This window comes from Enterobacter sp. BNK-29 (genome assembly GCF_048684785.1).
GTDB classification, from domain to species: domain Bacteria; phylum Pseudomonadota; class Gammaproteobacteria; order Enterobacterales; family Enterobacteriaceae; genus Enterobacter; species Enterobacter cloacae_M.
The window spans coordinates 2412727-2426193 of sequence record NZ_JBLQTU010000001.1 but is presented as its reverse complement, the minus strand read 5'-3'; the positions used below and the strand labels follow the sequence as shown (position 1 = coordinate 2426193).

Here is a 13467-nt window from a genome sequence, read left to right as displayed (position 1 = left end):
GCTTTGTTTTCTATGCACTTATCCAGACATCCGACCAGTTACCCAACCCGCTGGCAGGAGATTGCGGCAAAGCTCGAAGTCGAGCTGCGCACGCACTACCGCTGCGGGGACTACCTGCCCGCCGAGCAGCAGCTTGCCGACCGCTATGAGGTGAACCGCCACACCCTGCGTCGCGCCATTGACCAGCTGGTCGAGCGCGGCTGGGTCCAGCGCCGTCAGGGCGTGGGCGTGCTGGTGTTGATGCGCCCGTTCGACTACCCGCTGAACGCCCAGGCGCGCTTTAGCCAGAACCTGCTGGATCAGGGCAGCCACCCGACCAGCGAAAAGCTGCTCTCGGTATTGCGTCCGGCCTCCAGCCACGTGGCGGACGCGCTGGGTATTCAGGAAGGCGACGACGTCATTCACCTGCGTACCCTGCGTCGCGTTAACGGCGTGGCGGTATGCCAGATAGACCACTACTTCGCGGACCTCGCCCTCTGGCCCGTGCTCCAGCATTTCTCCAGCGGCTCGCTGCATGACTTTCTTCAGGATGCGACAGGTATTGCGCTCAAGCGCACCCAGACGCGCATCAGCGCCCGTCGCGCGCAGGCGAAAGAGAGCAAGGTGCTCGAAATCCCCAATATGGCCCCGCTGCTCTGCGTACGCACCCTCAACCACCGTGACGGCGAGATCAACGCGACGGAATACTCCGTCAGCCTGACCCGCGCCGACATGATCGAATTCACCATGGAGCACTGAATGCACTTCGACACCGCAACCCGACAGCGCTGGATGCGCGTGCTGGCCCACAGCCAGCCTGCCGCGCTGGCTGCCCGCATAAACGCGCTCAGCCTGACGCCAGACTACGACACCCTTCGCGCCCCGGAGATCGGCCTTGTTCAGATCCAGGCGCGCATGGGCGGCACCGGCGAGCGCTTTTTCGCCGGAGACGCCACCCTCACCCGCGCGGCAATCCGCCTGAACAGCGGCACGCTGGGCTATAGCTACGTGCTGGGGCGCGATAAGGCGCACGCCGAGCGCTGCGCAGTGATCGACGCGCTTTTACAGGAACAACCCTATTTCCAGACGTTAATGGAAACCCTTATTACCCCGCTGGAAGCCGACCGCGCCGCGCGCATTGCCGCACGTCAGGCCGAAGTGAATACCAGCCGGGTCGACTTCTTTACGCTCGTTCGCGGAGACAACGCATGACGCTTCAACCTGCTTTTACCCTGGCCGTCCAGGATGCCCAACACAGTTTTCGTCGCCTGCTGAAGGCGATGAGCGAGCCGGGCGCGATCGTCTCGCTGCACCAGCTCTCCCAGGGCTGGCTGCCGCTGAATCTGGCGACCACCAGCGTGCTGCTGACGCTTGCCGACAACGACACCCCGGTGTGGCTTTCGGGCGCGCTGTCGAACGATATCGCCAGCCAGAACCTGCGTTTTCACACCAGCGCTCCGCTGGTCGATCAGCCCCAGCAGGCGGTTTTTGCCGTGGCTGACGAGCAAATCAGCCATGAACAGCTCAACGCCCTGAGCGAAGGCAGCGCCGTCGCCCCGGAGACCAGCGCCACCCTGATTTTGCAGGTCTCCAGCCTGAGCGGCGGCCGCATGCTGCGCCTCACGGGGGCAGGCATCGCCGACGAGCGCATGGTCGCGCCCCAGCTGCCGGAGTGCATCATTCACGAACTGACCGAGCGCCCGCACCCGTTCCCGCTGGGCATTGACCTAATCCTGACCTGCGGCGAGCGCCTGCTGGCAATCCCGCGGACCACCCACGTGGAGGTGTGCTGATGTACGTTGCCGTCAAAGGGGGCGAGAAGGCGATCGCCGCCGCCCATGCGCTACAGGCGCACAGACGACGGGGCGATGAACGGCTTCCCGAGCTGAGCGTCGCCCAGATTGAACAGCAGCTAAACCTCGCCGTCGACCGCGTGATGACCGAAGGCGGCATCGCCGATCGCGAGCTGGCGGCGCTGGCCCTGAAGCAGGCCAGCGGCGACAGCGTGGAAGCCATCTTCCTGCTGCGCGCCTACCGCACCACGCTTGCCAGACTGGCGGTAAGCGAGCCGGTTAACACGGCGGAGATGCGCCTCGAACGCCGCATTTCTGCCGTTTATAAAGACATCCCCGGCGGCCAGCTGCTTGGCCCCACGTACGACTACACCCACCGCCTGCTGGATTTTACCCTGCTGGCGAACGGCGAAGCGCCGACGCTCAGCACCTCCGACGCTGAACAAGAACCGTCTCCGCACGTCTTCAGCCTGCTGGCAAAACAGGGCCTGGCGAAGGCGGAAGAAGATTCTGGCGCGCAGCCGGATGACATCACCCGCACGCCGCCGGTTTACCCGTGCTCGCGCTCGTCCCGCCTGCAGCAGCTGATGCGCGGCGACGAAGGCTATCTGCTGGCGCTGGCCTACTCCACCCAGCGCGGCTACGGGCGCAACCACCCGTTTGCGGCCGAAATTCGCAGCGGCTACATCGACGTCGAGATCGTGCCGGAAGAGCTGGGTTTTGCGGTGAACGTCGGCGAACTGCTGATGACCGAGTGTGAAATGGTCAACGGTTTCGTCGCCCCGGAAAACGAAGACCCGCACTTTACCCGCGGCTACGGGCTGGTATTCGGCATGGGTGAGCGCAAGGCCATGGCCATGGCGCTGGTCGACCGCGCCCTGCAGGCACCGGACTACGGCGAGCACGTTGCAGGCCCGGCGCAGGACGAAGAGTTCGTGCTGGCCCACGCGGATAACGTTGAGGCCGCCGGTTTTGTCTCGCACCTCAAGCTGCCGCACTACGTCGATTTCCAGGCCGAACTGGAACTGCTGAAACGCCTGCAACGGGAGCGCAAAAATGGCTAACTTAAGCGGCTACAACTTTGCCTATCTGGATGAGCAAACCAAACGCATGATCCGCCGCGCCATCCTCAAAGCGGTGGCCATTCCGGGCTATCAGGTGCCGTTCGGCGGCCGCGAAATGCCGATGCCCTACGGCTGGGGCACGGGCGGTATTCAGATCACCGCCAGCGTAATCGGCGAGGCTGACGTGCTGAAGGTCATCGATCAGGGCGCCGACGACACTACCAACGCCGTGTCGATCCGCAGCTTCTTCCAGCGCGTCACCGGCGTCAATACCACCGAAAAAACCGAAGACGCCACGCTGATCCAGACCCGACACCGCATCCCGGAAACCCCGCTCACTGAAGATCAGATTTTGATTTTCCAGGTGCCGATCCCGGAGCCGCTGCGCTTTATCGAGCCGCGCGAAACGGAAACCCGCACCATGCACGCGCTGGAAGAGTACGGCGTCATGCAGGTGAAGCTGTATGAGGATATCGCCCGCTTCGGCCATATCGCCACCACCTACGCCTACCCGGTGAAGGTGAACGGGCGCTACGTGATGGACCCGTCGCCAATCCCAAAATTCGATAACCCGAAGATGGACATGATGCCCGCCCTGCAGCTTTTCGGCGCCGGGCGCGAAAAACGCATCTACGCCGTCCCGCCTTACACGCGTGTCGAAAGCCTGGATTTCGACGATCACCCGTTTACGGTGCAGGAGTGGGACGAGCCGTGCGCCATCTGCGGATCCAAACACAGCTATCTGGACGAAGTGGTGCTGGACGATACGGGCAAACGGATGTTTGTCTGCTCCGACACCGATTACTGCCGCCAACAGAGCGAGGCGAATGGCCAATGAAACCGCTGCTTTCGGTTAATAACCTGACTCACCTGTATGCGCCGGGCAAAGGCTTTAGCGACGTGTCGTTCGAGCTGTGGCCGGGCGAAGTGCTGGGGATCGTCGGCGAGTCCGGCTCCGGCAAAACCACCCTGCTGAAGTCCATCTCCGCACGCCTGACGCCGCAGAAAGGCGACATTTTGTATGAGGGCGCTTCGCTGTACGGCATGAACGAGGCCGAGCGCCGCCGCCTGCTGCGCACCGAGTGGGGCGTGGTGCATCAGCACCCGATGGACGGCCTGCGCCGTCAGGTCTCCGCCGGGGGCAACATCGGTGAACGCCTGATGGCCACCGGCGAGCGCCACTACGGCAACATCCGCGCCACCGCCCAGCACTGGCTGATCGATGTGGAAATCCCCGCCTCGCGCATCGACGACCTGCCGACAACCTTCTCCGGCGGGATGCAGCAGCGCCTGCAGATTGCGCGCAACCTGGTCACCCATCCGAAGCTGGTGTTTATGGATGAACCCACCGGCGGGCTGGACGTCTCCGTGCAGGCGCGCCTGCTCGACCTGCTGCGCGGCCTGGTGGTGGAGCTGAACCTTGCGGTGGTGATTGTCACCCACGATCTGGGCGTTGCGCGCCTGCTGGCGGACCGTCTGCTGGTGATGAAGCAGGGCCGGGTGGTGGAAAGTGGGCTCACCGACCGGGTGCTCGACGATCCGCACCATCCGTACACCCAGCTGCTGGTGTCGTCCGTATTGCAGAATTAAGAGGCCAACATGATCCGCGTAGAAAACGTAAGTAAGACCTTTGTGCTCCACCAGCAAAACGGCGTGCGCCTGCCGGTGCTGCAAAACGCCTCGTTAGAGGTCAGCCGCGGTGAATGCGTGGTGCTGCACGGCCATTCCGGCAGCGGAAAATCCACCCTGCTGCGCTCCCTGTACGCCAACTATCTGCCGGATGAAGGCCACATCCGCATTCGCCACAACGGTGAGTGGGTCGATCTGGTGCAGGCCCCCGCGCGTAAAGTGCTGGAAGTGCGCCGCACGACGATCGGCTGGGTGAGCCAGTTTCTGCGGGTGATCCCGCGGATCTCCGCCCTGGACGTGGTGATGCAGCCGCTGCTGGATCTCGGCGTGCCGCGCGAAGCCTGCGCCGCCAAAGCCGCCAGCCTGCTGACGCGCCTCAACGTGCCGGAGCGCCTGTGGCACCTCGCTCCGTCGACCTTTTCCGGCGGCGAGCAGCAGCGCGTCAATATCGCCCGCGGGTTTATTGTCGACTACCCGATTTTACTTCTGGATGAACCTACCGCCTCGCTCGACGATAAAAACAGCGCCGCCGTGGTGGAGCTGATCGAACAGGCCAAAGCTCGCGGGGCGGCGATCGTCGGGATCTTCCACGACGAAACCGTACGCAGCCGCGTGGCGGACAGATTGCACCCGATGGGGACAAACGCATGATTATCAATAACGTCAGACTGGTGCTGGAAAATGAAGTCGTTGATGGCTCGGTTGAAGTCCATGAAGGCGTTATTCGCGCCTTTGCCGAAACCCAGAGCCGTGCCCCTGAAGCGATGGACGGCGAAGGCGGCTGGCTGCTGCCGGGGCTGATTGAGCTGCATACCGATAATCTGGACAAATTCTTCACCCCGCGCCCGAAGGTGGACTGGCCCGCCCATTCGGCGATGAGCAGCCACGACGCGCTGATGGTCGCCAGCGGCATCACCACCGTGCTGGACGCGGTGGCGATTGGTGACGTGCGCGACGGCGGCGATCGCCTGGAGAATCTCGAGAAGATGATCAACGCCGTGGAGGAGACGCAAAAACGCGGCCTCAACCGCGCCGAGCACCGTCTGCACCTGCGCTGCGAGCTGCCGCACCACACCACCCTGCCGCTGTTTGAAAAGCTGGTCGGGCGCGAGCCGGTCTCGCTGGTCTCCCTGATGGACCACTCGCCGGGGCAGCGCCAGTTCGCCAACATTGAAAAGTATCGCGAATACTATCAGGGCAAATATTCTCTCAGCGATGCGGAGATGGCGCGCTACGAGGAAGAGCAGCTGGCGCTTGCGGCCCAGTGGTCGCAGCCAAACCGTCTCAGGATTGCCGCGATGTGTCGGGACCGCAATATCGCGCTGGCCAGCCATGACGATGCCACGCACGATCACGTGCGCGAATCCCACCAGCTTGGCAGCGTGATCGCCGAATTTCCCACCACGTTTGAAGCGGCTGAAGCCTCACGCAGGCACGGCATAAACGTGCTTATGGGCGCGCCGAACATCGTGCGCGGCGGATCGCACTCCGGCAACGTTGCGGCAAGCAAGCTTGCCTCCCTTGGTCTGCTGGATATGCTCTCATCCGACTACTACCCCGCCAGCCTGCTGGATGCGGCGTTCCGGGTTGCCGACGACGAGAGCAACAGCTTTACGCTGCCGCAGGCGATTCGCCTGGTGACGAAAAACCCGGCCTCGGCGCTTAATCTTCAGGATCGCGGGGAAATCGCCGAGGGTAAACGCGCGGATCTGGTACTCGCCCACCGCAAGGGCGAGCACGTTCACATCGACCACGTCTGGCGTCAGGGAAAAAGGGTGTTCTGATGGGAAGGCTCATCTGGTTAATGGGGCCCTCCGGCTCCGGTAAAGACAGCCTGCTGTCCGCCTTACGGCAGCGGGAACATCCGCAGCTGCTGGTCGCGCACCGCTATATTACCCGCGCGGCCAATGCCGGGAGTGAAAACCATATCTCCCTGAGCGAGCAGGAGTTTTTCATCCGCGCCGGGCAAAACCTGCTGGCGCTGAGCTGGCACGCCAACGGCTTTTATTACGGTGTCGGCATTGAGATCGACCTCTGGCTGCATGCGGGTTTTGACGTGCTGGTTAACGGCTCGCGCGCGCATCTGCCACAAGCGCGCGCCCGCTATGAGGCGGCCCTGCTGCCGGTCTGTCTGCAGGTTTCGCCGGACGTCCTGCGCAGCCGGTTGCAGAGTCGGGGGCGTGAATCAGCCCGTGAGATCGATCTGCGGCTTGAGCGCGCGGCCCGCTATGCCCCGTCGGACTGCCACATCCTCAATAACGACGGAAGTTTGCTACAGTCAGTCGATACCTTTTTATCGCTTATCCGTCAGAAGGAGAAACAGCATGCCTGACTGCCAGCTTCGCCCCGCCACCGCCGACGATGCGCAGATTGTCTATGCCCTGATCTGCGAACTGAAGCAGGCAGAGTTCGACCATCAGGCGTTCCACGCCGGGTTTCTTGCCAATCTGCAGGATCGCAACATGCGCTATCAGCTTGCCGAATTGGACGGGCAGGTCATCGGCATGATCGGTCTGCACATGCAGTTTCACCTCCATCACGCGCGCTGGATCGGCGAGATCCAGGAGCTGGTGGTGATGCCGCAGGCGCGCGGGTTAAAGGTCGGAAGTCAGCTGCTGGCCTGGGCGGAAGAGGTGGCGCGACAGGCCGGCGCGGAGTTGACCGAACTTTCCACCAGCGTGAAGCGCACCGACGCACACCGTTTTTACGTTCGTGAAGGATACACGCAGAGCCATTTCCGATTCACCAAACCGCTGTAGAGGTGCGCTATGAGTCTGACCATCACGTTGACGGGAACGGGTGGCGCCCAGCTGGTGCCGGTCTTTGGCTGCGACTGCGCGGCGTGTCGCCGGGCGCGCCTGCAGGACAACTATCGCCGCCGTCCCTGCAGCGCAGTAGTCAAATTCAACGATGCGGTGACGATGCTGGACGCGGGCATTCCGCACCTGATGGACGACTGGCCGGCGGGCAGCTTCCAGCAGTTTTTGCTCACCCATTACCATATGGATCACGTTCAGGGGCTGTTCCCCCTGCGCTGGGGCGTGGGGGCGACGATTCCGGTTTACGGTCCGCCGGACGACGCCGGATGCGACGACCTGTTTAAACACCCCGGCATTCTGGATTTCAGCCACACGGTGGAACCGTTTGTGATGTTTGAGCTTCAGGGTCTGCGGGTCACGCCGCTGCCGCTCAACCATTCAAAACTGACCTTCGGGTATTTGCTGGAGTCGGCCCACAGCCGCGTGGCCTGGCTTTCCGATACCGCCGGATTGCCGGAAAAAACGGTGAAGTTCCTGCTCAACAACCAGCCGCAGGCAATAATTATCGACTGCAGCCATGAACCGCGCGAGGAAACGCCGCGAAACCATTGCGACTTAAATACCGTGATTGCGTTAAACGAAGCGATTGGCTGCCCGCAGGTGATCCTGACGCACATCAGCCATCAGTTTGACGCGTGGATGATGGATAACCCGCTGCCGCAGGGCATAGAAGCGGGCTATGACGGGATGGTGCTGGTGCTGGGTTAGGTTTTCTCCCTCTCCCGTGGGAGAGGGTTGGGGTGAGGGCAACAGGCGGCACTTAGCCTCGATCGTAATCGTCTTCTAACCTACGCTCATCCTCTTCTAACCGACGGCGATCGTCATCCAGCTGACGCTGACGTTCATCTAAACGGCGGCGTCTGTCTTCAAGCTGCCGACGACGATCGTCGTATTGTCGACTGTCGATTTGACGACTGCGGTCATAACGATCGTCGTCGTCATTGCTGCGGCTGCTGCTGGGGTTATAGGCATCGTTGATCGCCTGCTGAATGTTGCCAATAGCATCATCAACAATATCGGCATGAGCCAGTTGGCTGGTGAGTGACAGCAGACCGAATAACAGAGCAGTTGAGTAACGTTTCATAAAGCCAGACTCGCAGGTGAACTGGCCTTACGATAATGAACGGCGGAGCACTGAGGTAGCGGAGGAATCTCAAATTACCATGACCTTGCGCAGTGCCTGCGCCAGCTGCACCAGCGTAAACGGCTTGCGCAGTAGCTGGACGTCCGGCAGCTGAGGGTTATGCGCGGGCCGTAAATCCTGGCCGCTGATCAGCAGCACCGGAAGCTCCGGGTAATGGCTGCGCACATGGTTAATCACCTCGGCGCCGCTCAGGCTGCCGGGCAGCATCAGGTCGCTGATAAACATGCCAATATCCGGTGAAGCCTCCAGCATATTCAGCGCCTGCTCGCCGTTGTCCGCTTCCAGCGTCAGGTAGCCGAGCTGATGCAGCTGCTCGCACAGGGTTTGCCGAACATCCGCCTCATCTTCCAGCACCAGGACCAGCCGCTCGCTATCGACGGAGGCGGTGGCTGACAGCGCTTCATCATCCGCCGCGGCAGGCTGCACCGAGCGCGGGAGGTGAAGCCGAACGGTCGTTCCCTGCCCCGGCGCGCTTTCAATCTCCACGCGCCCGCCGGACTGGCGGACAAAGCCGTAGACCATCGACAGACCTAACCCGCTTCCGCTTCCGGTCTGCTTGGTGGTGAAGAACGGTTCAAAGACCCGGGATTTCACCTCCTGCGACATGCCGCTGCCGCGGTCAATCACCTCCAGCGCCACCATATCCTGCCTGCGCCCGTCGCTGCGGGTGACGCGCTGATTCCAGGTCCGGATTTTAATCACCCCGCTTTGCCCTTCCATCGCATCGCGCGCGTTCATCACCAGGTTGATGATGGCGTTTTCCAGCTGGCTAACGTCAATCCACGCGGGCCATGCCGGGGTTTGCGCTTCAATCTCCAGGGTCAGTGTGGCAGGCAGGGAGTGGCGCATCAGTTCCCGGAGGTTCTCCAGCAACGGCAGCATCTCTACCGCATGCGGCGTCAGGGACTGCTTGCGGGAAAATGCCAGCAGGCGCTGCGTCAGTAAGGCACCACGCTCGGCCGCCTTCAGCGCCCGGGTAATGCGCGGCGCGTCTTTCGATTCGGGGTCGGTGAGCTCAAGGCTGCCGATGATCACCGCCAGCAGGTTGTTAAAATCATGCGCCAGCCCGCCGGTCAGCTGTCCGACCGCCTTCATCTTCTGGCTGTGCAGCAGCGCCTCTTCCAGCCCCTGACGTTCAACGCGGTCGATCTCCATCTGCGTGGTTTTCTCTTTCAGCAGGCGCGTGGTGTGCTCAAGCGAGGCGGTATTGCGGGCAAACACGTTAAACGCGCGCGCCAGCTCGCCCAGCTCATCGCGCCGCTGGAGGGCGGGAACGGACACGTCCTGTTCGCCGTGAGCAAGGCGTGACATCGCCCGGGAAATCGCCGTCAGGTTAGAGGCCAGATTGCGGTAGATATACCAGCAGGCGCACCCGGTGATGATCAGCGCCAGCACGGCGAAGAAGCTGATAAACACGCTGATGGACTGCAGCTCGTGATGGCTCTGGGACGTGCGAAGCCGGGAGGCCTGCGCCACCTGTCCGACGTACTGATTAATGTCGCTGTTGAGGATCGCCACCAGCGCCTTAATGTGGAACATATACCAGCTTATCGCCAGGTCGCTCTCTTCCAGCTGCTTCGACAGCGGGGCGAGCTTGCCTAACTCGGCATTAAAATCAGGCAGAACCCCTTTCACGACCGGCTGTACGGCACTCCGTGGCAGCGCTGCGGCCACGGCGTCCAGCTGCTGAACGGTCGCACGCGGCGAAGGGGTGTCGATGGCGGCGGCAATCAGCCGGTCCATCTCCATCAGCTGCTGCGCATCCGGCACGTTGCTGTCGTAACGGCGGTTGATGTCCTGCAGATGACGCAGGTAGCTCTGGCTTTGATACAGCGAGCTCAGCAGCGCGTTACGCTCCAGATGGCGGCGCTGTCCGCGCTCAAGCATCTCCGTCACGCTCTGCTGTAGCTCATTGCTTCGTTGAATAATGCGCGCCACCAGCGCCGGCTCCTGCTGCGCCAGCGGCGCATCCGCAAGCTGTTCCAGCGAGCGGCGCAGCGCCATTTGCGTCTGCTTCAGGCGCTCGGCTTCGCCTTTGTACTCCAGCGCCCCGACGACCTGTGAAAGCCGCACCGCCGCCGTCGCCACGTTGGCGGTATCGCGGGCCAGGTTCATGCTGCCGGTCATATCGTCCAGCGTTTGCTGCTGAACCTGCTCCTGAATTTGACTGGCGTGACGAAAGCCGAGCACCGCCACGCCGCTCACCATCAGCGTCACGGCGACCACCAGCAGATTAAAAATCAGCAGGCGGCCTCGGGCGCTGGCGAAAAAGGGCGGGCGGCGTGATGGCATGGGCTTGGGCTCCTGTGCGGTTTGGTGCCCTCACCCTAACCCTCTCCCCAAAGGGGCGAGGGAATGATTTGCTCCCTCTCCCTTTCAGGGAGAGGGCCGGGGTGAGGGTAGTTCAATAACTGTGATCTACATTAGCTATTCATAACTATGACAAATATGAACAGCTTCTGACATTTTGCATTTACGCACCTGTGATGAAGTGCAGATATCGGCATTCGCAGGAGATCCGCCATGAGCAGAACCCCGGTATTAGAGATGCGCAGCATTGCCAAAACGTTTGGCAGTTTCCACGCGCTCAAGGGTGTGGATTTGACTGTCTTTCCCGGAGAGATCCACGCGCTGATGGGCGAAAACGGCGCGGGAAAAAGCACGCTGATGAAAATCCTCGCGGGAGCCTATACCGCCACAAGCGGCGAGATCCTGATCGACGGTCAGCCGTTTCACATTAAAGGGCCGAAAGATGCGCTGGCCGCAGGCATTACCCTGATTTATCAGGAGATGCAGCTCGCGCCCAACCTGACCGTTGCCGAAAATATCTTTCTCGGCAGCGAGCTGTCGCGCGGCGGGATGGTGCAGCGCAAAGAGATGGCCGCCCAGGCGCAGGCGGTGATTGAGCGCCTCGGGGCACAGTTCAATGCTACCGACCTGGTGATGAAGCTGACCATCGCCGAGCAGCAGCAGGTGGAAATCGCGCGCGCGCTGCACCGCAACAGCCGCATTCTGGTGATGGATGAACCCACCGCCGCCCTCTCCTCGCGGGAAACCCACCGCCTGTTTGAACTGATTTTGCGCCTGCGCGATGAAGGGATGGCGATCATCTATATCAGCCACCGCATGGCGGAAGTGTATGAACTTTCTGACCGCGTCAGCGTTCTGCGCGACGGGCAGTACGTCGGCAGCCTGACGCGCGACAAGCTAAACGCCTCCGAGCTGGTGCGCATGATGGTGGGCCGCCCGTTAAGCGACCTGTTCAACAAGGAGCGTGATATTCCCCTCGGCAGCCCGCGCCTCAACGTCCACCACCTCACCGACGGTAAAAAAGTACAGCCGTGCAGCCTGCAGGTGCGTTCCGGTGAAATCGTCGGGCTGGCGGGCCTGGTCGGGGCCGGACGCTCCGAGCTGGCGCAGCTTATCTTCGGCGTGCGTAAAGCCACCGGCGGCATGATTGAGGTCGACGGCGAGCCGGTGGTGATCCACTCCCCGCGTGCGGCCATCGAAAACGGCATCGGTTTTCTCACCGAAAACCGCAAGGAGCAGGGGCTGTTTCTGGAGCTGGCGGCGCAGGAGAACATCACCATGGCGACGCTGGAGCGCGACGCCACCTTCGGCATGCTAAACCGCAAAAAAGCCCAGTCGATTTCCGATGACGCCATTGCATTGCTCAACATCCGCGTGCCCCATTCGCAGGTGCGCGCGGGCGGGCTGTCCGGCGGCAACCAGCAAAAGCTGCTGATCTCCCGCTGGGTGGCCATCGGCCCGCGCATTCTGATCCTGGACGAACCCACGCGCGGCGTGGACGTCGGCGCGAAAAGCGAGATCTACCGCATCATGAACCAGATGGCGCGCAAAGGGGTGGCGATTTTAATGATCTCCAGCGAGCTGCCGGAAGTGGTAGGCATGAGCGACCGGGTGTACGTGATGCGGGAAGGCAGCATTGCGGGTGAACTCCACGGGCGCGACATCTCTCAGGAAAACATTATGACGCTGGCAACCGGCGTGAACGACACTCATCATCAGGCGGTGCAATCATGACAACTCCAACCCATCCGCAGCAGGTGGCGAAATCCGCCTCCGCCAAAAAAATGCTGATGAGCGATCTGATGCAAACGGTCGGCATCCTGCCGATTCTTATCCTGATTGTGGCGGTATTTGGCTTTATCGCCCCGAACTTCTTCACCGAGAGCAACCTGCTCAACATTACCCGTCAGGCGTCGATCAATATCGTGCTGGCGGCGGGAATGACCTTCATCATCCTAACCGGCGGGATTGACCTCTCCGTGGGCTCGATTCTGGGCACCACGGCGGTAGCGGCGATGGTGGTCTCGCTTATCCCTGAATTTGCCATGCTCTCCATTCCGGCCGCGCTGATGCTCGGCATGGTGCTGGGCCTGTTCAACGGCGCGCTGGTGGCCTTTGCCGGGCTGCCGCCCTTTATCGTGACGCTCGGCACCTATACGGCGCTGCGCGGCGCGGCGTATCTGCTGGCGGACGGCACGACGGTCATTAACTCCAACATCAGCTTCGAGTGGATCGGCAATAACTACCTCGGCCCGATCCCGTGGCTGGTGGTAATCGCGCTGGCGGTCATTGCTATCTGCTGGTTCATCCTGCGCCGCACCACGCTCGGCGTCCACATCTATGCGGTGGGCGGCAACATGCAGGCGGCTCGCTTAACGGGCATTAAGGTCTGGCTGGTGCTGCTGTTCGTCTACGGTATGAGCGGCCTGCTCTCAGGGCTTGGCGGCGTGATGAGCGCCTCACGCCTCTACAGCGCCAACGGCAACCTCGGCACGGGCTACGAACTGGATGCGATTGCGGCGGTGATCCTCGGCGGCACCAGCTTCGTCGGCGGGATCGGCACGATCACCGGCACGCTGGTCGGCGCGCTGATCATCGCCACCCTCAATAACGGCATGACGCTGATGGGCGTCTCCTACTTCTGGCAGCTGGTGATCAAAGGGGCGGTGATCATCATAGCGGTGCTGATCGACAAATACCGTACCCGACACCATCAAAGTGCATAACAA

The 13467-nt window shown here is 61.9% G+C and carries 15 protein-coding genes; 13 read left to right on the top strand and 2 right to left on the bottom strand.

The features are described 5' to 3' along the window. The first annotated feature begins 12 nt into the window (after positions 1–12). The 11 genes from phnF to phnP are packed head-to-tail and all read left to right on the top strand — an operon-like array spanning position 13 to position 7992. Positions 13–738 carry a phosphonate metabolism transcriptional regulator PhnF gene (phnF, locus tag ACMGGX_RS11590; protein WP_023310091.1) on the top strand — a complete coding sequence of 242 codons (726 nt, stop codon included), beginning with the start codon at positions 13–15 and terminating at the stop codon, positions 736–738. After that, the gene (gene phnG, locus ACMGGX_RS11585) at positions 739–1191 is read left to right on the top strand and encodes a phosphonate C-P lyase system protein PhnG (protein ID WP_348562275.1); all 453 of its coding nucleotides are present in this window, start codon (positions 739–741) and stop codon (positions 1189–1191) included. Next, complete coding sequence (gene phnH, locus ACMGGX_RS11580) at positions 1188–1772, top strand: phosphonate C-P lyase system protein PhnH (RefSeq protein ID WP_047653070.1); 585 nt, start codon at positions 1188–1190, stop codon at positions 1770–1772. Before phnG ends, phnH begins: the two co-directional genes overlap by 4 nt. Next, positions 1772–2836, top strand: a complete 1065-nt coding sequence (locus ACMGGX_RS11575) for a carbon-phosphorus lyase complex subunit PhnI (protein ID WP_420298384.1) — start codon at positions 1772–1774, stop codon at positions 2834–2836. Before phnH ends, ACMGGX_RS11575 begins: the two co-directional genes overlap by 1 nt. After that, complete coding sequence (phnJ, locus tag ACMGGX_RS11570; RefSeq protein ID WP_023310087.1) at positions 2829–3674, top strand: alpha-D-ribose 1-methylphosphonate 5-phosphate C-P-lyase PhnJ; 846 nt, start codon at positions 2829–2831, stop codon at positions 3672–3674. Before ACMGGX_RS11575 ends, phnJ begins: the two co-directional genes overlap by 8 nt. After that, the gene (phnK, locus tag ACMGGX_RS11565; RefSeq protein ID WP_420298383.1) at positions 3671–4426 is read left to right on the top strand and encodes a phosphonate C-P lyase system protein PhnK; all 756 of its coding nucleotides are present in this window, start codon (positions 3671–3673) and stop codon (positions 4424–4426) included. Before phnJ ends, phnK begins: the two co-directional genes overlap by 4 nt. A gap of 9 nt (positions 4427–4435) precedes the next feature. Next, a complete protein-coding gene (gene phnL, locus ACMGGX_RS11560; protein ID WP_420298382.1) occupies positions 4436–5116 on the top strand; it encodes a phosphonate C-P lyase system protein PhnL in 681 nt (226 codons plus the stop codon). Further along, positions 5113–6249 (top strand): alpha-D-ribose 1-methylphosphonate 5-triphosphate diphosphatase, encoded by a 1137-nt coding sequence (phnM, locus tag ACMGGX_RS11555; RefSeq protein WP_420298381.1) that lies wholly within the window; start codon positions 5113–5115, stop codon positions 6247–6249. Before phnL ends, phnM begins: the two co-directional genes overlap by 4 nt. After that, the gene (gene phnN, locus ACMGGX_RS11550) at positions 6246–6797 is read left to right on the top strand and encodes a ribose 1,5-bisphosphokinase (RefSeq protein WP_181595140.1); all 552 of its coding nucleotides are present in this window, start codon (positions 6246–6248) and stop codon (positions 6795–6797) included. The genes phnM and phnN overlap by 4 nt, the downstream gene beginning before the upstream one ends. Further along, positions 6790–7224: an aminoalkylphosphonate N-acetyltransferase gene (gene phnO / locus ACMGGX_RS11545; protein ID WP_126797479.1), complete on the top strand. Its 435-nt coding sequence runs from the start codon at positions 6790–6792 to the stop codon at positions 7222–7224. Before phnN ends, phnO begins: the two co-directional genes overlap by 8 nt. Positions 7225–7233: 9 nt before the next feature. Beyond that, a complete protein-coding gene (gene phnP / locus ACMGGX_RS11540) occupies positions 7234–7992 on the top strand; it encodes a phosphonate metabolism protein PhnP (RefSeq protein WP_420298380.1) in 759 nt (252 codons plus the stop codon). Positions 7993–8044: 52 nt separating this feature from the next. Here phnP and yjdP read toward each other — a convergent pair whose 3' ends face one another. Further along, a complete protein-coding gene (gene yjdP, locus ACMGGX_RS11535; protein ID WP_033144428.1) occupies positions 8045–8368 on the bottom strand; it encodes a DDRRRQL repeat protein YjdP in 324 nt (107 codons plus the stop codon). Between the two features lie 69 nt (positions 8369–8437). Beyond that, a complete protein-coding gene (locus tag ACMGGX_RS11530; protein ID WP_420298379.1) occupies positions 8438–10720 on the bottom strand; it encodes an ATP-binding protein in 2283 nt (760 codons plus the stop codon). Between the two features lie 231 nt (positions 10721–10951). Between ACMGGX_RS11530 and ACMGGX_RS11525 the strand changes: the two genes are divergently transcribed. Together ACMGGX_RS11525 and ACMGGX_RS11520 are read left to right on the top strand one after the other, a co-directional pair. Then, entirely contained in the window at positions 10952–12472 is a 1521-nt protein-coding gene (locus ACMGGX_RS11525; protein ID WP_023310078.1) for a sugar ABC transporter ATP-binding protein, read from the top strand. After that, positions 12469–13464, top strand: coding sequence for an ABC transporter permease subunit (locus tag ACMGGX_RS11520; RefSeq protein ID WP_032662554.1), 996 nt, complete (start codon positions 12469–12471; stop codon positions 13462–13464). Before ACMGGX_RS11525 ends, ACMGGX_RS11520 begins: the two co-directional genes overlap by 4 nt. Positions 13465–13467: the final 3 nt, after the last annotated feature.